The organism is Variovorax sp. VaC1, from assembly GCF_043658315.1.
In the GTDB taxonomy this organism is placed as follows: Bacteria; Pseudomonadota; Gammaproteobacteria; order Burkholderiales; family Burkholderiaceae_C; genus Variovorax.
In genome coordinates this window covers 295,924-318,476 of record NZ_JBIGLT010000006.1, presented here as the reverse complement: position 1 = coordinate 318,476, position 22,553 = coordinate 295,924, and the positions used below count along the sequence as shown (strand labels likewise).

Here is a 22,553-nt window from a genome sequence, read left to right as displayed (position 1 = left end):
CTTGCTCCCGGCCGTGCTTCAGCGAAGACCGCCGCCTGCGGCGCCTTCGTCGCGCTGGATCAGCTCGATCTTGTAGCCGTCGGGGTCCGTCACGAAGGCGATGACGGTGGTGCCGCCCTTGACCGGGCCGGCTTCGCGCGTGACGTTGCCGCCCGCTGCCTTGATCTTCTCGCAGGCCGCGTAGGCGTCGGGCACGCCGAGCGCGATGTGGCCATAGGCCGTGCCCAGCTCGTAGCTTTCGGTGCCCCAGTTGTAGGTCAGCTCGATCTCGGCCTGGTCGGGGTTGCCCTTGCCATAGCCGATGAAGGCCAGGCTGTACTTGTACTCGGGGTTTTCGGACGTGCGCAGCAGGTTCATGCCGAGCACCTTGGTGTAGAAGTCGATGGAGCGCTGGAGGTTGCCAACGCGCAGCATGGTGTGAAGAAGTCGCATCTCGTGGTGCCGTGTAGTGATATCGAATGGGGAGCCGCTATTGTCGGCTTCCCGGCGCGGCGATCAAGCCGCCAGCTTCAGCAGGTGGGCCTGGTGGCGTTGCAGGAAGGCCATCAGGTGCTGCGGGTACTCGGGCACCACCGCGTCGCGCACGCTCGGGCGGCTCGCCAGGGTCCGGCGCCAGGCGTTCACCTTGGGCAGGGCGTCGAAGATGTGCGAGTCGTGCAGGGCATCGAACACCTCGAAATAGCGGAACACCGGCGCAAAGACCGCGTCGACCAGGCTGAAGCCCGCGCCCGCGAAGTAGGGGCCCGCGCTCAGCGCTGCCTCGACGCGCGCGAACTTGGCGACGAGCGCGAGCCGCTTCTGCTCGAACACGGCCGCGTCCTGCGTGGTTTCGTAGCCCCACAGGTCAGCGAGGATGGCGGAGCCGAACTCCATCCATGCACGGTGCTCGGCACGGGTGAGCGGGTCTTCGGGGTGCAGGCGCGCGCCGGGTTGCGTCTCTTCGAGGTACTCGCAGATCACGTTGCTTTCGAACAGCACGGCCTCGCTGCCATCAGGGCGCCGCACCTTCAGTAGCGGCACCTTGCCGAGCGGCGAGATGTCGAGAAACCACTGGGGCTTGTTCGCGAGATCGATCACGATGCGCTCGAAGGGAACGCCTTTTTCATGCAGCGCGATCGCGGCGCGCTGGACATAGGGGCACAGCAGGTGGCTGACGAGGGTGAGGGCTTGCGGCATGGGCTTTCCGTTCTGGCGGGGAGAGGTGTTTCGGATCGCTGCGATTCTTGCGACCTCGAACAACCTTTTCCCGGAAAGCTCATTCGAAAAAATCGGACTTGTGCTAGCGCGCCGTCGTGTTCAGCCAGTGCGTGATGCGGCCGCCGTGCATCACGCCGATGCGGTCGGCCATGGCGTGGGCTTCGGCCTCGTTGTGCGTGACCAGAATGGCCGTTTGCCCCGCCTGCTTGAGGATGTTGCGCACCTCGGCGGTCAGGCGCTCGCGGGTACCACCGTCGAGATTCGAGAAGGGCTCGTCGAGCAGCAGGAGCGCGGGCGAGGGCGCCAGCGCGCGGGCCAGTGCGATGCGCTGCTGCTGGCCGCCCGACAGCTCATGCGGATAGCGCTCGCCGGCTTCGGCCAGGCCGACCAGCGCCAGCATCTCGGCCACGCGGGCCTGCTGCGCCGCGCGGCCCAGGCGGCGCAGGCCGAAGGCCACGTTCTTCGCGGCCGACAGGTGCGGAAACAGCGCGTACTCCTGGAACATCATCCCCACGCGACGCTGCTCGGGCGGCAGGTGCTGTTGCGCGGAAGACAGCAGCACGTCGCCCAGTCGGACCGTGCCGGCGCGCACCGGCTCGAAGCCCGCGATGGCGCGCAGCACCGTCGTCTTGCCGCAGCCCGAGGGGCCGAACAGGCAGGCGATGTCGCCGGCGGCCATCGAGAGCGAGAAGCCGTCGACGACGGTGTGCAGGCCGCGCGGCGTGTCGTAGGCGAGCTGGAGCGCGTCCAGGTGAAGGGGGGAACTCATGTCTTTTCCGGATCGGTGGTCGTCACCGTGGATGCACCCAACTGGTTACGTGCCAGCAGCACCACCGGCAGCAGGCCGGCCAGCACGATGGCTAGCGCGGCAATCGCGCCTTCTTCGTAAGTGCCGCGCGCGGCCTCGGCATAGAGCCAGGTGGCGAGGGTGTCGAAATTGGCGGGCCGCAATAACAGCGTGGCCGGCAGTTCCTTCATGGCGTCGACGAACACCAGCAGTGCACCGGCTGCCATCGCAGGCCGCAGCAGCGGCAGGTGCACGCGGCGCAGCGTGCCGCCGGTGGTTTCGCCGAGCAGCCGCGAGGCTTGTTCGATGGCGGGCGGGATGCGCGCAAGCCCGGCCTCGATGCCGCCGACCGGCATTGCCAGGAAGCGGATCGCACAGGCCACGACCAGCACCACACCGGCCCCCATGAGCGGCAGGCCTTGCAGGCCGAGTGCGGTGGCCAGCGCGGCGTCGAAGGCCAGCGCCGGCGTGAGCAGGCCGATGGCCAGCACCGTGCCCGGCACCGCATAGCCCAGCGTGGCGACGCGGGCCTGCCAACGCGCGCGGTTGAAATCCGTACCCTGGCTGCGCGAGGCCCAGGCAACGACCAGCCCCGCAGCCACGGCCACCGCCGTGACACCCGCTGCCAGCGCGAGCGTATTGCCGAGGCTGGCGACCAGCCCCCGCGAAATGCCACCGCCCTGATGCAGCCGCTTGGCACTTTCCCAGACGAGATACAGCGCGGGTGCCACGAAGCCGATCAGCACCGGCAACGTCGCGATGGCCGTGGCAGCCCATCCTGCCGCGCCATACAGGCGCCTGGGCTGCACAGCGCGCATGCGCTGCGCCGAGCCGAAGCGCTGATGCCGGCGGCCGTTGCGTTCGAGCCAGACCAGGGCCACCACCACGAACAGCATCGCGCACGCAATCTGCGCGGCGCCGGCCAGGTCCGAGCGGGTGATCCAGGTGGTGTAGACCGCCACCGTCAACGTGTTCACGCCGAGGAATTCGGAGGCGCCGATGTCGTTGAGCGTTTCGAGCAATGCAAGGCTCAGGCCCACGGCCAGCGCCGGCCGCGCGAGCGGCAGCGCGACGCGAAAGAAGGCGCCGCGCCGGTTTTCGCCCAGCGTGCGCGCCGCTTCCATCAGGTGCGCCGGCTGCGTCATGAACATCGCGCGCGCCGTCATGTAGACGTAGGGGTACAGCACGAAGCCCAGCACGAAGATCGCGCCCGGCATCGAGCGCAGGTCGGGCAGGCGGAACTGCCGCGGGCTGTCGAAGCCCAGCATCCAGCGGATCACACCCTGCACGGGGCCGATCGGGTGCAGCAGGTCGAGGTACGCGAAGGCGACGATGTAGGTCGGCATCGCCAGCGGCAGCAGCAGCGCCCAGTGCAGCGTGCCGCGCCCCGGGAAGTCATGCGCCGTGACCAGCCATGCGCAGCCAGTGCCGATCACCAGCACCAGCGTGCCGACGCCGGCGAGCAGCAGGGCGGTGTTGAGCGCCGCCTGCGGCAGCACATGCGCGAACAGCGGCCCCCAATGCCCGACGCCCGACCCGAAGGCGAGCCACGCCAGCGTGAGCACCGGCGCGAGCACGCCGAGGGCAATCGCAAACGACGTCCAGCGCCAGGCCGGGCCTGCGGCTTGCAGGCCCGGCGGCTGGCGCCGAGCAATCAACGACATTCTTTTTCTTCAGGCACTGGCAAGGCGTGCCCGGCCGTCTCCGTCACTGGTCGAAGCCGACCTTGTCGACCAGCGCGCTGGCCTGCTTGCGGTACTTGGCGATCTCGGTCAGCGGCAGCGGATCGACCTTCAGCTCGCCGATGGTCTGGCCGATGATCGGGTCGAGCGCCACGCCCTTGCGCACCGGGTATTCGTAGTTGGCCTGCGCATAGAGCGACTGGGCCGGCTCCGACACCAGGAACTCGAGCAGCTTGACCGCGTTGGCGCGCTGCGGCGCGTTCTTGGCGATCGATGCGCCGCTGATGTTGACGTGCGTGCCGCCGCTCTTGGCATTGGCGAAGGTCGGGCGGACCACCTTGATCGCATCGCCCCACTTGCGCGCGTCGGTGCCTTCCTTGGCGCTCTTCATCTGGCCGACGTAGTACGAGTTGGCCAGGCCGACATCGCAGATGCCGCCGAGGATGTCGCGTGCCACGTCGCGGTCGCCGCCGGTTGCCTTGCGTGCCAGGTTGGCCTTGACGCCGCGCAGCCACTGCTCGGCCTTGGCCTCGCCGTCATGCGCGATCAGCGCGGCCACGAGCGCGGTGTTGTAGGGGTGCTGGCCCGCGCGGATGCAGACCTTGCCCTTGTACTTCGGGTTGGCCAGGTCTTCGTAGCGGAAGCTGGTCAGCGGCTGGCTCTTGTCGGCATACAGCACGCGGGCGCGCAGCGACAGCGCGAACCACTGGCCATCAGTGCCGCGCAGGTTGGCCGGAATGGCCGATTCGAGCGCGGCCGATTTCACCGGCTGCGTCACGCCGCCATCGACCAGGTCCATCAGATTGCCGATGTCCACCGTCATCAGCACGTCGGCCGGCGAACGTGCGCCTTCGGCCTTGACGCGCTCCAGCAGGCCGTCTTTCACGAACACGGTGTTGACCTTGATGTTGCTCTGCGCGCTGAAGGCCGAGATCAGCGGCTGGATCAGTGCGGGCTCGCGCGTCGTGTAGAGCGTGAGTTCGTCGGCGGCGGCCGCCTGTGCGGGCAGGGCGGTGATGGCCAGCCAGGTGGCGCTGACGCCGAGAAGTGCGCGCGCAGCGCGGCGGCCTTGGACGCGGGAGCGTTCGGTCATGAAGGATCCTCCGGGAGCAGTGACGTGTTCTGGAATGCATCGGCGGCAGAGCGAGCCTGCGGGCCGATGAGAATAATTATCACTGAGGGGAGGAAGCGCGTTGCCTTTGGACTTACGGGTCGAAGGCCTACTCAATCGGTAGGTGAAGTGAGTGCGTATGTCCCAGATTGTTGAGGGCGAGGCAACAAAAAAGCCGACATCTGTCGGCCATGTATTGGCACGTAGCGAAATTTCGGGGTGCTACGCCGTTCAAAAACAGGTCAATGGGCGTCCGCCAATGCTCGGGGCTCCAGCCTATTGCGCCGCGCGACTCTCTGGTAGACGCGCCAATGCCTCCTGAAGCAATGCATCTGGATCTCCGGGCACAAGGGTGCGATCAAATGCGGCGGCGAGATCCTCGCTGGTTAGCAAAATGATTCCATGCCGGAGCGCTTGGTCTTGGTTGGCGATCTGTTCGCGAGGAACCCTGCAAACTAGTGCCGCTGATACAGGATGAGGATGGTGGTTTTCCGTCAGGGCGCGAACCAAGGAGGTTCGCCGGTCAACCAGCTTGCCCACCTTCGACACAAAGTCCGCGACCTTCGTTGTGCACTCGACTATGACAACTCGCCCACCCGGTGTAGTTGCCACGATGTCTGGAGAGTCTGTCTCAAGCGGAATTGCGGGGGTGAATCCGAGCAAAAATAAGAGGGCTGCTACACCCCGTTCGAACTTCGCAGACTCTGTTGTTTCGAAGACGGCCGACCGAATCATTCGAAGGTCTTTGTCGAAATGCTGAATAGCAAACAGTCGACTATTTCGGGCCTTATCTGGGTCAACGAACCATTGGCGCCGCACGCTTGTGCCATCAATCATTAGCATGGCAAGTGCGGAGTCGGCGTCTGCCACTTCGACCTCAGCCACTCCCACACGCAGTCCGCTTTTGGGCCGGCGCCAGCGGACTTGATCCGCAACTTGCTTTCTTGCTGCTAGACCCTGCCCAGGAGCCACGCGGATAGCTACGTTCATTCGGTCGGCTTTGAAAGTCGGATGCGCGTGGAACGTTAACTTGAATCTGTTCTGTTTCAAAGAAGATGCCGCAATGATCAGGTCGCACGGGGGGGCCACCCGCAAATGAATCTGTGGCGCGGCTCCCGTCCCTGGTGTTTGCAGACCCAGCCATCCACACAGGTCAACCAGTCCGTCGAATGGCAGCCCCTCCATCCTTAGCGCATTGTCGATTTCCGCCAAATTGGTGCTCAGTGGCATCTCATTGTGGTCGGAGAGCATCGAGAGATGAAGCGTGGAGTACCAGTGATCCCGAAGTGCCATTTCGGAGGAATAGTCTAGGACTTGTAACTTTAGCTCTTGGTCGTGAGTTTCGATGCGACCACCGATGGCCTCACGGAGCAGCCCCAGGACTTCCGCTTTTTTTTTAACTAGTCGCTGTACTTGCCCAGCGACGAGGCGGGATGTCGCGATCTGAAAATTCGAGTCGATGTTGGGTCTCAACGGGCTGAGATGAATCGACGCTTGCCAAAGGTTGATACCGGTCGATCCTCTTTCTGCGACATATCGAATGTCACTCCAGTAACCGTCACAAAGCCAAGATTCCGCAGCAATCAAAAACGCTTCAATCATTCCTCTGATCCCTTCAGGAGTACGACCCGTCTCACCACGAGCGGGAACAGGACAATAACGTGTGCGGGGATCGCTGACCTGACCCATAGAGTCGAAGCGATTCGGCCTCAGATGATCGGAGCGGCGGATGGAAATGAGGCGATGAAAACGGAAATCGGCGTCGTTGTTTTCTTGCTTGGCCCTGCATATGAGTAACCATGGCTCTTCAAACGCAATTCTGTTTTCTTTGTCGTAGTCGATACCAAGTGCGTCGACGAGATTCAGTGGGCCTAGTCTCTCTGTAACTCCGCACTAGCATTCGCCATTTCCGGTTTCGCCCGATTCGGTACTCGCTGTTAATACGATCACATCTTCATACGTGAGGCGCCGCTCTATCGTGCCGGCGGAATCTCGAACACCAGGCAGGTCGTCGTCGCGTGCGCGTACAGCGTGCCATCAGGTCCGAACAGGCGCGCCTCGGCGGTGGCAAGTTGCTTGCCGCAATGGATCACCTTGCCCTCGGCGCGCACACGCTGCACCTTGGGCGTGAGGCCCTTCACATAGTTCACGCCAAGTTCGGCGGTCGTGTAGGCGCGGCCGGGCGGCATCATCGTGTGGACCGAGCAGCCCAACGCCGAATCGAGCAGGGTGGCGACCCAGCCGCCGTGGATGGTGCCCAGCGGGTTCAGGTGCTGCGGCAGCGGCGTGCCCTGGAACACGGCCACGCCCTTGCTCACCGACAGGATGGTGAAGTCCAGCGTCTTGGCGATCGCGGCGTAGGGGATGTCGCCGTTCAGCATGGCCTGCATGATTTCGAGGCCGGTCTTGCCCGCGAGCTGGTCGGGGCGGGCCAGGCCGGGGCCAGGGCCGCCGTCGAGGCGGTCGGTGATCTGTCGCTCTTCGGCGATCCATGCGTCGAGCAGGTTGATGGGGTTCGTCGTCATGCCTGTGTTCCTTCTGGGGGCTTTGGCGTGGTGGGTAAGTTGTATATGCAATGGTTGCACATACAATAATACCCCATGGACATCCAGACCAAACCCCGCGGCTGCACCAGTTTCAAGGTGCGGCAACTGATGCGACGCCTCTCGCAGCACTACGACGCCGAGGTGTCGCAAAGCGGCCTGAAGACCACGCAGTACTCGCTGCTGTCGCACCTCAAGCGGCTGGGTGCCACGCGCCCGGTCGACTTCGCGGCCGAACTCAAGATGACCGCTTCCACGTTGAGCCGCAACCTGCAGCCGCTGATCGCCGCCGGCTGGGTAGAGCAGACAGCCGGTGCCGATGCGCGCAGCCGGCTGGTGGCGCTCACGCCCGAAGGCGAAGACAAATGGCGCGAAGCGCAGCAGCACTGGAAGACCGCGCAGCAGAAGCTCAATGCGCTGCTGGGGGTCGAGCGCGTGCTGGCGCTGCACCTGCTGATCGACGAGTCGCTCGAACTGCTCGGCACCGAAGACGGGCCCGACAGCGGCGACTGAACCGGGCACCCCGCAACACCCCATTCCCTTCCCGCGCATGGGCGCGTCGGGCACCGCTTTTCCCGTTTCTCCTTCCTCCTCCATATCTCATTCCAACAGCCGAGGTCCCATGTTCGCCACCCCCGTTTCCGCATGGCTCCAGCGCCGCGGCATCCACTACGGATGGATCGTCGCCGCCATCACCTTCCTGACCATGCTGACCATGTCGGCCGCGCTGGGTCTGCCGGGCGCCATGCTGCAGCCGCTGGGCAAGGAGTTCGGCTGGAGCACCGAGCAGATCTCGTCGGCGCTCGCGCTGCGCTTCGCATTGTTCGGGCTCATGGGCCCGTTTGCCGCGGTGCTGATGGAGCGCTATGGCCTGCGCGCAGTGATCTGCACCGGCCTTGCCCTCGTCGGCCTGGGCATGGCGCTGGTCACCATGGCTTCGCAGCTCTGGCAGCTCTTCTTCTTGTGGAGCCTGATGCTGGGCCTGGGCACCGGCATGACCGCGCTGGTGCTCGGCGCGGTGGTGGCCAACCGCTGGTTCGTGGCGCGCCGCGGCCTGGTCATCGGCATGCTCACGGCCAGTTCGGCCACGGGGCAACTCGCCTTCCTGCCGTTCGCGGCGTGGATGATCGAACACTGGGGCTGGCGCTCGGCCATCGTGCCGATCGTGATCGGCACCATCCTGATCGGCGTGCTCGCGCTGTGCCTCATGCGCAATCGGCCGTCCGACATCGGCCTGCTGCCCTACGGTGAAGCGCCCGGCACCCAACCCGCAGCGCCGGCCGCGGCAGTGCCGCCCATGAACTTCGCCACGCCATTCCGTGTGCTGAAGGAAGTCTCGACCAACCGCACTTTCTGGATCCTGGCCGGCACCTTCTTCATCTGCGGCCTCAGCACCAACGGCCTGGTGCAGACGCACTTCATCTCGCTGTGCGGCGACAACGGCATGGGCGCCGTGCCCGCCGCTTCGGTGCTGGCCATGATGGGCGCCTTCGACTTCGTGGGCACCATTCTTTCGGGCTGGCTCTCGGACCGCTACGACAACCGCAAGCTGCTCTTCTGGTACTACGGCCTGCGCGGGCTGTCGCTGTTCTGGTTGCCGCATTCGGAGTTCACCATCTACGGGCTGGGCATCTTCGCGATGTTCTACGGCCTCGACTGGATCGCCACCGTGCCGCCGACCGTCAAGCTCGCCGGTGCCGCCTTCGGCCCGGCCAAGGTCGGCCTCGTGTTCGGCTGGGTCTTCGCCGCGCACCAACTGGGCGCCGCCACGGCCGCCTACGGTGCCGGCTTTGCGCGCACGCTGCTGCTGACCTACACCCCCGCGCTCTACGCGGCCGGCGCAGCCTGCCTGGTGGCCGCACTGATCGTGATGCTGATCCGCCGCCCGGCCGCCAAGACCGGTGCGCCAGCCTCGACGTCGGCATCGACATCGGCGGCACGCGCCTGATACGCACGCAACCGAACGCCCGCAACCGCCATGTCCACCGCGACTTCTTCCGCCGCCTCGTCGGCCGACCTCGACCCCCGCACGCGCCGCCTGCTCGAAGCGCCCATCGTGCCCACGTTGCTGCGCCTTGCCGCGCCCAACGTGCTGGTGATGGTGGCGCAGGCCTCCGTCGGCCTCATCGAAACCTACTTCGTCGGCAAGCTCGGCACCGATGCGCTCGCGGGCATGGCGCTGGTGTTTCCCATCGTCATGCTGATGCAGATGACCTCCAGCGGCGCGATGGGCGGCGGCATCGCTTCGTCGATTGCGCGCGCGCTCGGTGCGCGCCGGCGCGCCGATGCCGATGCGCTGGTGTGGCATGCCATCGTCATCGCGCTGGGCTTCGGCCTGTGCTTCACGCTGGCGCTGCTGTTCGGCGGGCGCTGGCTGTACGGCGTCATGGGCGGCACGGGCCCTGCGCTCGATGCAGCGCTCACGTACTCCAACTGGGTCTTCGCGGGCGCGGTGCTGGTGTGGCTCTTCAATTCGCTCTCGGCCATCATCCGCGGCACCGGCAACATGTCGGTGCCGGCCAACGTGACGGTGGTGGGCGTGGTGTTCCTCATTCCCGCATCGCCGCTGCTGATCTTCGGCGTCGGGCCGCTGCCGGGCATGGGCATCGCGGGCGGTGCGATGGCGCTGCTGCTGTACTACCTGCTGGGCTCGATCGCGCTCATCACCTACCTGCGTTCGCCGCGCAGCCTGCTGCGGCCCACGATGGCGGCGCTCAAGCTGCGCTGGCCGCTGTTCCGCGACATCCTGCGCATCGGGCTGGTGGGCGCGGTGTCGACCGTGGCGACCAACCTGTCGATCGGCATTGCCACCGCGCTGACCGGGCACTTCGGTTCGGGCGCGCTGGCCGGCTACGGCACGGCATCGCGGCTCGAATACCTGTTGGTGCCGCTGGTGTTCGGCCTCGGCGCGCCGCTGGTCGCGATGGTCGGCACCTGCATGGGCGCCGGGCAACGCGAGCGCGCGCTGCGTGCCACGTGGGCCGGCGCAGGGCTCGCCTTTGCGCTGACCGAAACCATCGGGCTCGCGGCCGCGTTCTTTCCACGCCCCTGGCTGCTGCTGTTCGGCAGTGACCCGGCGATGCTCGAAACCGGCACGCACTACCTGCGCGTGGTCGGGCCGCTGTATGGCTTCTTCGGTGTCGGGCTGGTGCTGTACTTCGCGTCGCAGGGCGCGGGGCGGCTGTTGTGGCCGGTGCTCGGCAACATCGCGCGACTGGCCGTGGCGGGCACCGGCGGGTGGCTGGCATTGCGCTGGGGCGGTGGCCTGACCGGCGTGTTCGCGGCGCAAGGCGTGGCGCTCGTGGTGTACGGCATCGTGATCGCATCGGCCATCGCGGGCGGCGCATGGTTCGGCCGCGTGGGCTGGCCTCGCAGCACCACCGGATTGCTGCGCCGCGTGGCGCAGGCCTGAATCAATTTCTCACCGAAAGGCTTCCCGTGAAAATCAAGGATTCCGTTGTCTTCATCACCGGCGCGAACCGTGGGCTGGGACTGGCTTTCGCCAAGGCCGCATTGGCGGCAGGCGCGCGCAAGGTCTATGGCGCTGCGCGCGATCCGAAGCGCATCACGCTCGCCGGTGTGACGCCGGTGGCGCTCGACGTGACGCAAGCCACGCAGATCGAGGCGGCCGTGCGTGCTTGCGGCGACGTCACGCTGCTGGTCAACAACGCCGGCATCTCTCGCGGATCGAACCTGCTCGGCGCGGGTGCCGTCGATGCCGCGCGTGCCGAGTTCGAGACCAACTTCTTCGGCCCTTGGGCGCTGACGAAGGCCTTCGCGCCCGTGCTCGCGGCCAACGGTGGCGGTGCCGTGGTCAACGTGCTGTCGGCCTTGAGCTGGACCACCTTTCCCAGCGTGGCCACCTACAGCACGACGAAGTCGGCAGCGTGGTCGCTGAGCAATGGCTTGCGCAACGAACTGGCGGGGCAGGGCACGCAGGTCACGAGCCTGCACGTGGCCTTCATGGACACCGACATGGCCGCGCACGTGCCCGGCGCCAAGGCATCGCCCGACGACGTGGCGCGCCAGGCGCTGGAAGGCATGGAAGCCGGCAAGCCCGAGGTGCTGGCCGACACCGTCACGCGCCAACTGAAGCAGGGCCTGTCGAGCGAAGCGCCGGCCTATGCGGCTTCGCCCGCGCGCGCTGCGGCATAGAACGCTGCCGCACAAAGAAGAACCCGGGCGCGCGACCCGGGTCGTCGTTGATCCGCCTAGGCCGGAAGATCAGTAGCGGTAAGGATTGTTCGGCCGGCGGTCGTAGCGGTTGGGCACGCCGTCATGGTCGTTGTCGCGGCGACCGCTGTGGCGGCGGTCGTCCCAGCGGCGGCCGTGGTCGTAGTAGCGGTCATGGCCACGGTAGTAGCGCGGGCCGTGGTAGTAGCGCGGCGGTGGCGGCGCGTAGTAGTGGCGGCGCGGCGGCGGCGGTGCGGGCACCACGTAGACCTGCGCCTGGATGAAGCGGCCGCCCGTCTGGGCCTGGGCCGGAATGCTGAGCGTGGCCAGCGACAGAAGGGCCGCAGCGCCGATTGCGAAAGTAAGCTTTTTCACTGATCCCCCAGTGGTTTGATTTGGAAGCTTCATCCTCGCGGCCTTTTGTGAAGTTGTTGTAAGGCTGGAGCGAAATCGGATGAAGAGCTGTAAGCCCATGCGCGTAGGACGCAGACGGGCCGCGCAGCCGATCCTGGGGGCTTTGCTGCCGGAAAAGCACCACCGGGCGTCTTCCATCGGCCATAGGTCGATGGGTCGATAGAGCGGTCGCTCAGTCGTTCAGCGGCGCGGTGGCGGCAGCATCCGGCGCAGCGCCTCGAAGAACAGGTCCGACTGCTCGCGCTCGCCCTGGATCTGCGCCGCCACGTGCGCGGCCAGCTTCGCGTTCACCGGCACCAGCGGGCGCCCGGTCGATTGCGCGATCACCTGGTGCAGGCATGCGCGCTCGAGGTAGTACAGGTCGTCGTAGGCATGCGCGATGGTGGCGCCCGCGACGATCACGCCGTGGTTCGCAAGAAAGGCGACGTCTTTGCTCGACATCGCGCGCGCGATGCGCTCGCCTTCCGCATCGTCGAGCGCCAGGCCGTTGTATTCGGCGTCGATGGCGATGCGGTTCATGTAGCGCATCGCGTTCTGGCTCGCGGTCGGGTCGAGCGCGCGGTCGACCGTGAGCGTGAGCGCCGTGGCATAGGGCATGTGGCAATGCAGCACCACCGCGTGGCCGGTGAGCCGGTGCACCGCGCCGTGGATGAAGAGCGCGGTCGGCTCCACGCGGTGCCGGCCGGCGAGCACCTCGCCGTGCACGTCGATCAGCACGATGTCGTCGGCGCCGATCTCGCTCCAATGCAGCCCGCGCGGGTTGATGAGGTAGCGGTCTTGCGTGCCTGGCAGCATCACGCTGAAATGGTTGCAGACCCCTTCGGACAAACCGTGATGGGCAGCGGCGCGCAAGGCAAGGGCGAGGTCTTCACGCAGCTGGCGCACGACGGGGCTGGCGTAGGTGGCATCGGCGGACATCGTGGGGTCTCCTTCTGTTTTTCTTTGGGGTCGGGGCTTGGGCTGGGGGATCAGGCGTGCGCCAGGCCCGTCCAGGCCGCGACGAACTGCTTCGCATCGTCACGCACCGCAGTGGCTTGCTTGCCGGGCTTGTAGAGTGCGGAGCCGATGCCGAAGCCTGCCGCACCCGCCGCGCGCCATACGGCCATGTTCGCGGGCGCGATGCCACCCACGGGCATCACCGGCGTGCCGGAGGGCAACACGGCCAGCAGCGCCTTCACCACGGCGGGCGAGGCCAGTTCGGCGGGGAACAGCTTGAGCCCGGTGGCACCGGCCGCGAGTGCGCCGAAGGCCTCGGTCGGTGTCATCACGCCGGGCAGGCAGACCATGCCGAGCCGCGCGGCTTCGGCAATGACTTCGGCATTGAAGTTGGGCGACACGATCAGCTCGCCGCCAGCGGCATGCACCTCGCGCACCTGCTGCGCGGAAAGCACGGTGCCCGCGCCGACCAGCGCCTGCGGAAAGCGCTTGCGCATCAGCGCGATGCTGTCCAGGGGCTGCGGTGAATTGAGCGGCACTTCGAGCAGCCTGAAGCCGGGCTCGACGATGGCATCGCCCACGTCGGCGGCCTCGGCGGGCGAGAGCCCGCGCAGGATGGCCACGAGTGGCAGCTCGCGCATGGCTGCGCTGAATTTTTCGAGAGAAGTGGTCATGGTGCGATGTTGTCTGCGGCCAGAAAGCCGGACAGCGCATGCAGTCCGGCCCAGGTGGCCTCGGCACCGAGCGTGCGCGTGGCGACGCCGGTGGCACGCAGGGCCAGCGTGTAGCGCTGGGTGAGGGTGGGGGAGCCGATCAGCACGACCTCGCCGGCCGCGTGCAGCGACTGCGTGCGCAGCTCTTCGCCGATCAGCAGGCCCGAGAGGTAGCTCGACAGCTCCTGCTTGGGCATGCACTCGAACAAGGCGAGCGTGCGCGCGCCGAAGGCGTTGTGCAGCAGGCCATGGCCGTTCCCGGAGCGCGTCACGCCTTCGAGAAAAGCGGCTTCGTCGAGCGGCGCGGCCGCGTCGAGCGTGCGCGCAAGAATCGAATGCTGGCTCAGCAGCGCGTAGAACTCGCCCGTCATGTAGGTGCGAAAGCCGGTCACGCGGCCCTTGCTTACCGTGGCCCACTTGTTGTGGGTGCCGGGCAGCACGAAGACGCCATCGGCAAGGCCGGTGAGCGTCATGGCGCCGAAGATCTGCACTTCTTCGCCGCGCATCACGTCGGGCACGCCGTCGTGCGCGTCGCTCAGGCCCGGCACGATCGCGATGCGCGCACCGGGAATGGCGTCGATGCCGATGATCTTGCGGCCCACTTCGACGCGCCCCGCGGGGCAGGCGCAATACGGCGCCTCGACCCAGCCCTGCTTGCTGCCGGCCATGCCGGAGATCAGGCAACGCGTGCCTTCGGCCTGCATCCAGTCGCCAAAAAGCGTTTGAAAAACGGCGGGGAAGCCGCCTTCGGGCACGGTGAGGATGCCGCGCGCATCGCTGCGCTCTTCGAGCACTTTGCCGTCAGCGTCGAGCAGCGCGCCGCGCAGTGAACTTGTGCCCCAGTCGATTGCTACCAGTCTTGTCATTCAATGATTGTCGCGCGGCACGAAGGCCCCGCGGCGACCACGAAGAAAGTTCAGGTCCGCGCCCTGGTCGGCTTGCAGCACCGTGTCGACGTAGAGCTTCCAGTAGCCCGAGTCGAGCGGCGCCTTGGGCGCCACCCACTTCTCGCGCCGGCGTGCCAGCTCTTCGTCGCTCACATGCAGGTGCAGCTTGCGGTTGGGCACGTCGAGCTCGACGATGTCGCCGTCTTGCACCAGTGCCAGCGGCCCGCCGGCGGCTGCTTCGGGTGCGGTGTGCAGCACCACGGTGCCGTAGGCCGTGCCGCTCATGCGTGCATCGCTGATGCGGACCATGTCGGTGATGCCCTTGCGCAGCACCTTCGGCGGCAGTGGCATGTTGCCCGCCTCGGCCATGCCGGGGTAGCCCTTGGGCCCGCAGTTCTTGAGCACCATGATGCAGTGCTCGTCGATGTCGAGGTTCTCGTCGTCGATGCGCTTGTGCAGGTCGTCCGCGCTTTCGAACACCACCGCGCGGCCCTTGTGCACCAGCAGCTCGGGCGTGGCCGCACTGGGCTTGATGATCGCGCCGTTGGGCGCGAGGTTGCCGCGCAGCACGCAGATGCCGGCCTTGTCCTTGAAGGGCTCGGCCTGCGTGCGGATGACTTGCGGGTTGTAGTTCTCGGCGTCCTTCACGTTCTCCCACACGCTCTGGCCGGTGACCGTGAGGATGTCCTTGTGCAGGTGATCCGCGATTTCCTTGATGACCACCGGCAGGCCGCCCGCGTAGCAGAAGTCTTCCATCAGGAACTGGCCCGAGGGCTGCAGGTTCACCAGGCAGGGCAGCTCGGAAGCGAGGCGGTCGAAGTCGTCGAGCGTCAGGTCCACGCCGATGCGGCCCGCGATGGCCAGCAGGTGGATCACGAGGTTGGTCGAGCCGCCGATGGCCGCGTTGACCTTGATCGCGTTCTCGATCGCCTGGCGCGTGAGGATCTTCGACATGTTCATGTCTTCATGCACCATGCCGACGATGCGCCGGCCCGCCTGGCGCGCCAGCACGTTGCGGCGGCCATCGACGGCAGGGTAGGCGGCATTGCCCGGCAGGCCGATGCCCAGCGCCTCGACCATGCTGGCCATGGTGCTCGCCGTGCCCATCGTCATGCAGTGGCCGTGGCTGCGGTGCATGCAGCTCTCGGCCTCGAAGAAGTCCTGCAGCTTGAGCGTGCCGGCGCGCACCTGCTCGCTCATCTGCCACACGCCGGTGCCCGAGCCCAGCTCTTGCCCGCGCCATTTGCCCGAAAGCATCGGGCCGCCCGACACGCCGATGGTCGGCAGGTCGACGCTGGCCGCGCCCATCATCAGCGCGGGCGTGGTCTTGTCGCAGCCCATGAGCAGCACCACGCCGTCGAGCGGGTTGCCGCGGATGCTCTCTTCGACGTCCATGCTCGCGAGGTTGCGATACAGCATGGCCGTGGGGCGCAGCAGCGTCTCGCCGAGCGACATCACGGGGAACTCGAGCGGGAAGCCACCCGCCTCGTACACGCCGATCTTCACTTGCTCCGCGAGCGTGCGGAAGTGCGAGTTGCAGGGCGTGAGTTCGCTGAAGGTGTTGCAGATGCCGATGACCGGGCGACCGTCGAACTGGTCGTGCGGCACGCCCTTGCCCTTCATCCAGCTTCGGTAGATGAAGCCGTCGCGGTCGTTGCGGCCGAACCATTGCTGGCTGCGCAGTTCGCTGGTTTTTTTCTTGGGGATTGTGCTCATGGGGTTTGTCTCCGATTGCTGATTTTGCGGCGTCAAACCTCAGGGTTTGTCCTGCCGGAGGGCAATTTCAATCATCATATGATAAGCGCGGAGGGCCTGCCAGAGCCTTGGTTTTTTGGAACGACGAGATACCGAAATTCACATCGCATGGTCAAGAACATCCACGGTCGAACGCTCGAGCTGCTCGGTGAAGCCGTGGTGGCGGGGCGCTATGCGATCGGTGCGTCGATCCCTGCGGAGCCCATCCTGGGCGAAGAACTCGGCGTGAGCCGCACCGTGGTGCGCGAGGCCATCAAGTCGCTCGCGGCCAAGGGCCTGATCGTCACCGGGCCGAAGGTCGGCACGCGCGTGCTGCCCAAGGACAAGTGGAACTGGTTCGACCCCGACGTCATCACCTGGCAGGCGCGCGCCGGACTCACGCCCGAGTTCTTGCGCGACCTGCAGGACTTGCGCCGCGTGGTGGAGCCCGCGGCGGTGCGCCTTGCGGCACAGCGCGCGCGCGCCGAAGACATCGAGGAAATCGAAGGCGCCTACGCGGGCATGAAAGACGCCATAGAAAACGGTGGCGACTACGTCACTTTCGACCTGCGCTTTCACAACGGCCTGCTGAACGCCGCGCACAACCGCATGCTCGCGCAGATGAGCAAGGCGCTCAACGCGTTGCTGCGCACCAGCTTCGAGATATCGACGGCCAAGCCCGATGGGCCCGCGCTCTCGCTGCCGATGCATCGCGCGGTGCTCGACGCCGTGATCGCGCACGAGCCGGCCAAGGCCGAGCGCGCGGTCATCCGGCTCATCGACGGCGCGCGCCAGGACATCGAAGACGTGCTCGGCTCGCGCCGGCGCTTGCCCCGTTTGAGCAGGCCCCCGCCCAGGCTCAAGGGCGGCTAGGCACCCTGGCGCCGCCTAGGCGTTTGTCCGCAGTTCGCATCCGGTTCTTTCACCCTACGCTCGCGCCCCGAGCAATTTCCACCCAAGAAGAAGGAGACAAACCATGAAACTCGTCAAGTCGCTGATCGCGCCGACGCTGGTCGCGCTGGGTCTGATAGCCGCGGGCAACGCCGCGGCGCAGGAGAAGCTCACCGTCTGGTGGGTCAAGGGCTTCTACAAGGCGGAAGACGACGCCTTGTTCGCGGCCATCAAGAAGTTCGAGGAAAAGAACAAGAACGTGAAGATCGAGCTGTCGCAGTACCCGGTGCAGGACATGATTCCGAAGACCGTGTCCGCGCTCGACTCCGGCAGCCCGCCCGACGTGGCGTACGCCGACGTGTACGACTTCCAGGTCACGGGCAAGTGGGCCTACGACGGCAAGCTCGAAGACATCGGCAGCGTGCTCACGCCCATGAAGGACCGCTTCGCGCCCAACACGCTGGAGACCACGTACCTCTACAACAACCAGACGAAGGCCAAGGCCTACTACGCCTTCCCCATCAAGCAGCAGACGATGCATATCGAGTACTGGATCGACATGCTCGCCGAGGCCGGCTTCAAGGAGTCCGACGTGCCCACCAACTGGAAGGACTACTGGTCCTTCTGGTGCGACAAGGTGCAGCCCGGCAGCCGCAAGGCAACGGGCAAGCGCACCTTCGGCATCGGCCAGCCGATGGGCGTGGATTCGAGCGATGCGTTCTATTCGTTCCTGACCTTCATGGACGCCTACAACGTCAAGCTGGTGGACGACAACGGCAAGTTGCTGGTCGATGACCCGAAGGTGCGCACCGGCCTGATCGGCGCCATGACCGACTACACCGCGCCGTACACCAAGGGCTGCACGCCGCCGTCGTCGACGAGCTGGAAAGACCCGGACAACAACGTCGCGTTCCACAACAAGACGACCGTGATGACGCACAACGCGACCATCTCCATCGCCGCCAAGTGGCTCGACGATTCGACCAACGCCTCGCTCACGCCCGAGCAGCGCGAGGAAGCGCGTAAGAACTACACCGAGCGCATCCGCACCGCCGGTTTTCCGAACAAGCCCGATGGCAGCAAGATGGTCTACCGCACGGCGGTGAAGACCGGCGTGGTGTTCAAGGACGCCAAGAACAAGGCGCGCGCCAAGGAGTTCGTGGCCTTCCTGCTGCAGGAAGAAAACCTCACGCCGTACGTCGAGGGCTCACTGGGTCGCTGGTTCCCCGTCACCAAGGCCGCCCAGCAGCGCGACTTCTGGAAGGCCGATCCGCATCGCCTGTCGGTCTACAACCAGTACGCGGCCGGCACCGTGACCTTCGAGTTCACCAAGAACTACAAGTTCACCGTGCTGAACAACGAGAACGTGTGGGCCAAGACCATGAGCCGCATCGTCACCGACAAGGTGCCGGTGGACAAGGCGGTCGACGAGATGATCGCGCGCATCAAGACGGTGGCGGCGCAGTAAGCCCGCGGCACGGCATCACCCACACCAGCGGCTTCTTCGCATGAGCTCTACCGCCACTGCCACCGCCGCGCCGTCCCCGGCGCCTGTTGTCAATCCCGGAGCACGGCATGCGCGCTGGCAGTTCTGGGGCGCGGTGATGGTCGTGCCCTACCTGCTGGTGTTCGTGGTGTTCGTGCTCTATCCGGTGGGGTACGGGCTGTGGCTCGCGCGCCATCCGCAAAGCTACGTGAAGCTGGTCGAAGACCCGATCTTCTTCCGCTCGGTGATCAACACGGCCGTGTTCCTGGTCGTGGCGATCAACCTCAAGATGCTCGTGGCACTCGTGCTGTCGGGCTTTTTCGTGACCTCGCGCTGGTGGATCAAGATCGTCTCGGCGATCTTCATCCTGCCGTGGGCGATGCCGTCGATCCCGACCATCCTGTCGATCCGCTTCATGCTCAACCCGGAGTGGGGCGTGATCAACAGCACCATCTTTCGCCTGACCGGCGCCGACGGCCCCAACTGGCTGAACGACCCTGCGCTGGCACTGGCCTTCGCGATGGTGGTGCACGTGTGGAAGTCGCTGCCGTTCTGGACGCTGATCCTGGTGGCGGGGCGACTGGCCATTCCGACGGAGCAGTACGAGGCCGCGTCGGTGGACGGCGCCTCGTCGTGGCAGAAGTTCCGCTTCGTAAGCTGGCCGGCGCTCAAGACGCTCTACATCACCTCGCTCATTCTTTCGATGATCTGGACGCTGGGCGATTTCAACAGCGTGTACCTGCTGACCGGCGGCGGCCCCGCCGACCTGACGCACGTGCTGGCCACGCTGGGCATCCGCTACCTGCGGCTCGACCAGGTCGACTTGTCGATGGCATCCATCGTGGTGGCATTGCCACTCGTGCTGCCTCTTGTGTACTTCATGATGAAGAGGCTCTCGAAATGAAGCGCTGGACTCCCAAGGCCGTGCTGACCGAGGCCAAGCTGCTGCTGATCGGCATTCCGGTGCTGCTGTGGACGCTGATTCCGGTCTACCACATGGTGCTGTTTGCGATCTCGTCGAAAGACTCGGCGACCTCGGGCCATCTGTGGCCCAAGAACCCGACGCTGGACAACTTCCGCATCGTGTTCCAGCAGAAGCACTTCTACCTCGACCACTTCTGGCTGCAGCTGTGGAACTCGCTGGTGATCGCGCTGTCGGTGGGTGCGCTCACGTTGCTGGTGGCGACCACGGCCGCGTTCGCGATCAGCCGGCTGCGCGTGAGGGGTGGCCGCACGGTGATGAATCTGGCGCTCTTCACCTACTTCATTCCCGCCGCCTTCCTGGCCGTGCCCATGTACAAGACGATGGGCAACTACGGGCTGCTCAACAGCCAGTGGGCACTGATCCTGGCGATGGTGACGATCGCTTCGCCGTACTGCATCTGGGTGCTCAAGCAGGCCTCCGACAAGCTGCCCTACGAGCTGGACGAGGCCGCGCGCATGGACGGCGCCTCGCCGTTGCAGCTGTTCCGCCTCGTGTACCTGCCGCTGATGGTGCCGTCGCTGGTGGCGGTGGGCACGTACTCGCTGCTGCTGGCGTGGAACGAGTACCTGTATGCCTTTCTGCTGCTGTCGAACGACAAGAGCGTGACGCTGGCCGTGGCGCTGGGCAATTTCCTGTCGGCCGACGATTCACCGTGGGAGTTGTTGATGGCCACCGGGCTGATCTACGCACTGCCGCCCGCGGCCATCTACTACGCATTCAAGCGCTACATGGTCGGTGGCCTCACTGCAGGCGCCGTCAAGAGCTGAACGATTTCAGGGACAACACATGGCATCCGTATCCTTTCGCAATATCCAGAAATCCTTCGGCAAGGTCCAGATCATCAAGGGCCTGGGCTTCGACATCACCGATGGCGAGTTCGTGGTGCTGGTGGGGCCCTCGGGCTGCGGCAAGTCGACATTGCTGCGCATGCTCGCCGGCCTGGAAGACATCAGCGGCGGCGAGATCATGATCGACGGCCGCGTGGTCAACGACCTCGAATCGAAGGACCGGGACATCGCGATGGTGTTCCAGAGCTACGCGCTCTATCCGCACATGACGGTGGGCGAGAACATGGGCTTCAGCCTGCGGCTGCGCAACGCCGAGAAGTCGGTGACCGACGAGCGCGTGGCGCGGGCCGCGAAAATTCTCAACCTCGATGCGCTGCTCGGGCGCTATCCGCGCGAGCTGTCGGGCGGGCAGCGCCAGCGCGTGGCCATGGGCCGCGCCATCGTGCGCGACCCGAAGGTGTTCTTGTTCGACGAGCCGCTGTCGAACCTCGACGCCAAGCTGCGCGTGGCGATGCGCGCCGAGATCAAGGCGCTGCACCAGCGCCTGAAGACCACCACCGTGTACGTGACGCACGACCAGATCGAAGCCATGACCATGGCCGACCGCATCGTCGTGATGCACGACGGCATCGTCGAGCAGATCGGCACGCCGCTCGATCTGTACGACCGGCCGGACAACCTGTTCGTCGCGCAATTCATCGGCTCGCCGTCGATGAACGTGATCGAGGGTACGGTGCGGCGTTCGGGCGGCGATTGCTGGGTCGAGGCGCAGGGCGCACGCTGGCCCGTGGCCATGGGGGCCTCGGCGCCCGATGGCCAGCCGGTGCACTACGGCATCCGGCCCGGCGACATCACGCTGGGCGGCGGCTCGCACGGCGTGGAGGCGAAGGTGATCGTGGTCGAGCCTACCGGCGCCGAGACCGAACTGCTGGTGCAGGTCGGCGAGGCCAAGCTGGTGCTGGCCGTCCATGGCCGCGTCGATGCCCGGCCCGACGAGACCGTGCGGCTCGCAATCGACGCCGAGAGCGTGCACCTGTTCGACCGGCAGACCGGCCGGCGCCTGGGCTGAGCGGGCCCGGCCGCGGCTTTCAGGCCGTGCGCAGCCGCAGCAGCGCGCGCACGAACCCGTGGTCCGAGCGCGAGCGGTCGCGCCCTTCGTGCAGGTGGTCGTTGAAGTAATCGACCCGCCGCACGTCGCCCAGGCTGTGGCGGCTGTTCGCGATGAACTCCTCGCTCACCAGGATCTGGTCGAGCACCTCCGGAAAGCCCTGGTGGATGTGCGAATAGGCCACGTCCTTCTTCAGCGCCGACTCGCCCTGCATCTCGTAGGCGTTGAACAGCGCCACGTCGCGCGCGGACTTGTCGTACGCGACGTCGGAAGTCGCGGCCACCAGTTGCGTGGTCACGCTGTGCGGGTTGTCGTTGAAGTCGCCCATCACCACCAGCGGCGTGTTCGTGCCCTGCAGCAGGTCGATGACGATGCAGCGCAGGGCCGCGGCTTCGGCACCGCGCATCAGCAGCGAGCGCAACGAGGCCATCGCGCCCACCTTGCGGTCGTCGCGGTCTTCGAGGTGGTTGCCCTGCGCGTCCTGCAGGAACTTCGGCCGCTTGGACTTCAGGTGCACCGTGAGCACATGCACCTGCTGGCCGTGCTTCATGCGCAGCGTGGCCAGAAGGGGCGGGCGCTCGAAGCGGGTGTGTGCGCCCAGGCCCGGCACCTCGACGCCGAAGCCCGGCGGGAAATCGACGAAAGACTCGATGTGATCGACCTGCAGCCGCGTCGCAATGCCCACGCGGGGCGTGCCCTGCGCACCCGGCCTTGCAGGCGTGCCCGCGGGGCTGCCGGGCGGCGGCGTGTTCTCGGCGCCCGGCACCGAGACGAAGTCGTAGCGCAAGCCGCTGCGCGCAATGGCGGCCTTGAGTGCCGCTTCGTCCCACACCTCCTGCACCGCGAGCACATCGGCATTGAGCGCGTGAAAGCGCTCGCCGGTCCAGTCGATCTTTCGCTCGTACTCGCGCTCGGTGTAGGCGTCCTGGTTCTCGTAGTACACGCGATTGGGGTTCGCGAGATTGAGCAGGTTGCAGGTGGCTACGAAGAGCGTGGCGTAGTTGGGTGGGATGTATTGCATGGCGCAACGATTGTGGCCCGGGTATGGCGCCGCCGCATCAGCAAAGAAAAAGGGCACCGAAGTGCCCTTGATCAGGTTCCGGGCAGCCGAGCCGTCC

At 66.1% G+C, this 22,553-nt stretch carries 22 protein-coding genes; 9 read left to right on the top strand and 13 right to left on the bottom strand.

The genetic code is table 11. The features are described from left to right. Positions 1 to 18: 18 nt before the first annotated feature. The 7 genes from gloA to ACGLHS_RS24420 all read right to left on the bottom strand — a co-directional run bounded on the left by gloA (position 19) and on the right by ACGLHS_RS24420 (position 7,302). Positions 19 to 432, bottom strand: a complete 414-nt coding sequence (gene gloA / locus ACGLHS_RS24450) for a lactoylglutathione lyase (protein ID WP_081268016.1) — start codon at positions 430 to 432, stop codon at positions 19 to 21. Positions 433 to 495: 63 nt separating this feature from the next. After that, a complete protein-coding gene (locus ACGLHS_RS24445) occupies positions 496 to 1,176 on the bottom strand; it encodes a glutathione S-transferase family protein (RefSeq protein WP_394483992.1) in 681 nt (226 codons plus the stop codon). Positions 1,177 to 1,279: 103 nt separating this feature from the next. Then, on the bottom strand, positions 1,280 to 1,966 hold the full coding sequence (locus tag ACGLHS_RS24440) for an ABC transporter ATP-binding protein (protein ID WP_394483990.1): 687 nt from the start codon (positions 1,964 to 1,966) through the stop codon (positions 1,280 to 1,282). Then, entirely contained in the window at positions 1,963 to 3,648 is a 1,686-nt protein-coding gene (locus ACGLHS_RS24435; RefSeq protein WP_394483988.1) for an ABC transporter permease, read from the bottom strand. Before ACGLHS_RS24435 ends, ACGLHS_RS24440 begins: the two co-directional genes overlap by 4 nt. A 43-nt stretch (positions 3,649 to 3,691) precedes the next feature. After that, on the bottom strand, positions 3,692 to 4,759 hold the full coding sequence (locus ACGLHS_RS24430) for a Fe(3+) ABC transporter substrate-binding protein (protein ID WP_394483986.1): 1,068 nt from the start codon (positions 4,757 to 4,759) through the stop codon (positions 3,692 to 3,694). A 294-nt stretch (positions 4,760 to 5,053) separates the two neighbouring features. Further along, entirely contained in the window at positions 5,054 to 6,379 is a 1,326-nt protein-coding gene (locus ACGLHS_RS24425) for a hypothetical protein (protein WP_394483984.1), read from the bottom strand. A 371-nt stretch (positions 6,380 to 6,750) separates the two neighbouring features. Continuing rightward, the gene (locus ACGLHS_RS24420; RefSeq protein ID WP_394483982.1) at positions 6,751 to 7,302 is read right to left on the bottom strand and encodes a PaaI family thioesterase; all 552 of its coding nucleotides are present in this window, start codon (positions 7,300 to 7,302) and stop codon (positions 6,751 to 6,753) included. Between the two features lie 75 nt (positions 7,303 to 7,377). On the opposite strand from ACGLHS_RS24420, the gene ACGLHS_RS24415 reads away from it, so the two are divergent. The 4 genes from ACGLHS_RS24415 (at position 7,378) to ACGLHS_RS24400 (ending at position 11,475) form a co-directional block, all read left to right on the top strand. Next, on the top strand, positions 7,378 to 7,833 hold the full coding sequence (locus tag ACGLHS_RS24415) for a MarR family winged helix-turn-helix transcriptional regulator (protein WP_394483980.1): 456 nt from the start codon (positions 7,378 to 7,380) through the stop codon (positions 7,831 to 7,833). Between the two features lie 109 nt (positions 7,834 to 7,942). Then, complete coding sequence (locus ACGLHS_RS24410; RefSeq protein WP_394483978.1) at positions 7,943 to 9,268, top strand: MFS transporter; 1,326 nt, start codon at positions 7,943 to 7,945, stop codon at positions 9,266 to 9,268. A 30-nt stretch (positions 9,269 to 9,298) separates the two neighbouring features. Beyond that, positions 9,299 to 10,732, top strand: a complete 1,434-nt coding sequence (locus tag ACGLHS_RS24405; protein ID WP_394483976.1) for an MATE family efflux transporter — start codon at positions 9,299 to 9,301, stop codon at positions 10,730 to 10,732. Positions 10,733 to 10,758: 26 nt separating this feature from the next. Further along, the gene (locus tag ACGLHS_RS24400) at positions 10,759 to 11,475 is read left to right on the top strand and encodes an SDR family oxidoreductase (protein WP_394483974.1); all 717 of its coding nucleotides are present in this window, start codon (positions 10,759 to 10,761) and stop codon (positions 11,473 to 11,475) included. Between the two features lie 69 nt (positions 11,476 to 11,544). On the opposite strand, the gene ACGLHS_RS24395 is transcribed toward ACGLHS_RS24400, so the two are convergent. The 5 genes from ACGLHS_RS24395 to ACGLHS_RS24375 all read right to left on the bottom strand — a co-directional run bounded on the left by ACGLHS_RS24395 (position 11,545) and on the right by ACGLHS_RS24375 (position 16,159). Next, positions 11,545 to 11,868: a hypothetical protein gene (locus tag ACGLHS_RS24395; RefSeq protein WP_093238961.1), complete on the bottom strand. Its 324-nt coding sequence runs from the start codon at positions 11,866 to 11,868 to the stop codon at positions 11,545 to 11,547. Between the two features lie 219 nt (positions 11,869 to 12,087). Beyond that, on the bottom strand, positions 12,088 to 12,876 hold the full coding sequence (locus ACGLHS_RS24390; RefSeq protein ID WP_394484348.1) for an aldolase: 789 nt from the start codon (positions 12,874 to 12,876) through the stop codon (positions 12,088 to 12,090). Further along, positions 12,876 to 13,517 carry a 2-dehydro-3-deoxy-6-phosphogalactonate aldolase gene (locus tag ACGLHS_RS24385; protein WP_394483972.1) on the bottom strand — a complete coding sequence of 214 codons (642 nt, stop codon included), beginning with the start codon at positions 13,515 to 13,517 and terminating at the stop codon, positions 12,876 to 12,878. The genes ACGLHS_RS24390 and ACGLHS_RS24385 overlap by 1 nt, the downstream gene beginning before the upstream one ends. Further along, on the bottom strand, positions 13,514 to 14,422 hold the full coding sequence (locus ACGLHS_RS24380; RefSeq protein WP_394483970.1) for a 2-dehydro-3-deoxygalactonokinase: 909 nt from the start codon (positions 14,420 to 14,422) through the stop codon (positions 13,514 to 13,516). Before ACGLHS_RS24380 ends, ACGLHS_RS24385 begins: the two co-directional genes overlap by 4 nt. After that, the gene (locus ACGLHS_RS24375) at positions 14,423 to 16,159 is read right to left on the bottom strand and encodes an IlvD/Edd family dehydratase (protein ID WP_093238967.1); all 1,737 of its coding nucleotides are present in this window, start codon (positions 16,157 to 16,159) and stop codon (positions 14,423 to 14,425) included. Between the two features lie 147 nt (positions 16,160 to 16,306). On the opposite strand from ACGLHS_RS24375, the gene ACGLHS_RS24370 reads away from it, so the two are divergent. The 5 genes from ACGLHS_RS24370 (at position 16,307) to ACGLHS_RS24350 (ending at position 21,396) form a co-directional block, all read left to right on the top strand. Continuing rightward, positions 16,307 to 17,050: a FadR/GntR family transcriptional regulator gene (locus tag ACGLHS_RS24370; RefSeq protein ID WP_093238969.1), complete on the top strand. Its 744-nt coding sequence runs from the start codon at positions 16,307 to 16,309 to the stop codon at positions 17,048 to 17,050. A 103-nt stretch (positions 17,051 to 17,153) separates the two neighbouring features. Next, entirely contained in the window at positions 17,154 to 18,536 is a 1,383-nt protein-coding gene (locus tag ACGLHS_RS24365) for an ABC transporter substrate-binding protein (RefSeq protein WP_093238970.1), read from the top strand. A gap of 40 nt (positions 18,537 to 18,576) precedes the next feature. Then, entirely contained in the window at positions 18,577 to 19,458 is an 882-nt protein-coding gene (locus tag ACGLHS_RS24360) for a carbohydrate ABC transporter permease (protein WP_093238972.1), read from the top strand. Then, positions 19,455 to 20,306 (top strand): carbohydrate ABC transporter permease, encoded by an 852-nt coding sequence (locus tag ACGLHS_RS24355; RefSeq protein ID WP_394483966.1) that lies wholly within the window; start codon positions 19,455 to 19,457, stop codon positions 20,304 to 20,306. Before ACGLHS_RS24360 ends, ACGLHS_RS24355 begins: the two co-directional genes overlap by 4 nt. 19 nt (positions 20,307 to 20,325) lie before the next feature. Beyond that, positions 20,326 to 21,396 (top strand): ABC transporter ATP-binding protein, encoded by a 1,071-nt coding sequence (locus tag ACGLHS_RS24350; RefSeq protein ID WP_093238975.1) that lies wholly within the window; start codon positions 20,326 to 20,328, stop codon positions 21,394 to 21,396. Between the two features lie 19 nt (positions 21,397 to 21,415). Here the strand turns inward: ACGLHS_RS24350 and ACGLHS_RS24345 are convergent, their stop codons facing one another. Next, entirely contained in the window at positions 21,416 to 22,456 is a 1,041-nt protein-coding gene (locus tag ACGLHS_RS24345; RefSeq protein WP_394483964.1) for an endonuclease/exonuclease/phosphatase family protein, read from the bottom strand. Positions 22,457 to 22,553: the final 97 nt, after the last annotated feature.

Coding starts and splice junctions, on each gene's coding strand:
- gloA (WP_081268016.1), bottom strand. CDS start 432: ATGCGACTTCTTCACACCATGCTGCGCGTTGGCAACCTCCAGCGCTCC.
- ACGLHS_RS24445 (WP_394483992.1), bottom strand. CDS start 1,176: ATGCCGCAAGCCCTCACCCTCGTCAGCCACCTGCTGTGCCCCTATGTC.
- ACGLHS_RS24440 (WP_394483990.1), bottom strand. CDS start 1,966: ATGAGTTCCCCCCTTCACCTGGACGCGCTCCAGCTCGCCTACGACACG.
- ACGLHS_RS24435 (WP_394483988.1), bottom strand. CDS start 3,648: ATGTCGTTGATTGCTCGGCGCCAGCCGCCGGGCCTGCAAGCCGCAGGC.
- ACGLHS_RS24430 (WP_394483986.1), bottom strand. CDS start 4,759: ATGACCGAACGCTCCCGCGTCCAAGGCCGCCGCGCTGCGCGCGCACTT.
- ACGLHS_RS24425 (WP_394483984.1), bottom strand. CDS start 6,379: ATGATTGAAGCGTTTTTGATTGCTGCGGAATCTTGGCTTTGTGACGGT.
- ACGLHS_RS24420 (WP_394483982.1), bottom strand. CDS start 7,302: ATGACGACGAACCCCATCAACCTGCTCGACGCATGGATCGCCGAAGAG.
- ACGLHS_RS24415 (WP_394483980.1), top strand. CDS start 7,378: ATGGACATCCAGACCAAACCCCGCGGCTGCACCAGTTTCAAGGTGCGG.
- ACGLHS_RS24410 (WP_394483978.1), top strand. CDS start 7,943: ATGTTCGCCACCCCCGTTTCCGCATGGCTCCAGCGCCGCGGCATCCAC.
- ACGLHS_RS24405 (WP_394483976.1), top strand. CDS start 9,299: ATGTCCACCGCGACTTCTTCCGCCGCCTCGTCGGCCGACCTCGACCCC.
- ACGLHS_RS24385 (WP_394483972.1), bottom strand. CDS start 13,517: ATGACCACTTCTCTCGAAAAATTCAGCGCAGCCATGCGCGAGCTGCCA.
- ACGLHS_RS24380 (WP_394483970.1), bottom strand. CDS start 14,422: ATGACAAGACTGGTAGCAATCGACTGGGGCACAAGTTCACTGCGCGGC.
- ACGLHS_RS24375 (WP_093238967.1), bottom strand. CDS start 16,159: ATGAGCACAATCCCCAAGAAAAAAACCAGCGAACTGCGCAGCCAGCAA.
- ACGLHS_RS24370 (WP_093238969.1), top strand. CDS start 16,307: ATGGTCAAGAACATCCACGGTCGAACGCTCGAGCTGCTCGGTGAAGCC.
- ACGLHS_RS24365 (WP_093238970.1), top strand. CDS start 17,154: ATGAAACTCGTCAAGTCGCTGATCGCGCCGACGCTGGTCGCGCTGGGT.
- ACGLHS_RS24360 (WP_093238972.1), top strand. CDS start 18,577: ATGAGCTCTACCGCCACTGCCACCGCCGCGCCGTCCCCGGCGCCTGTT.
- ACGLHS_RS24355 (WP_394483966.1), top strand. CDS start 19,455: ATGAAGCGCTGGACTCCCAAGGCCGTGCTGACCGAGGCCAAGCTGCTG.
- ACGLHS_RS24350 (WP_093238975.1), top strand. CDS start 20,326: ATGGCATCCGTATCCTTTCGCAATATCCAGAAATCCTTCGGCAAGGTC.
- ACGLHS_RS24345 (WP_394483964.1), bottom strand. CDS start 22,456: ATGCAATACATCCCACCCAACTACGCCACGCTCTTCGTAGCCACCTGC.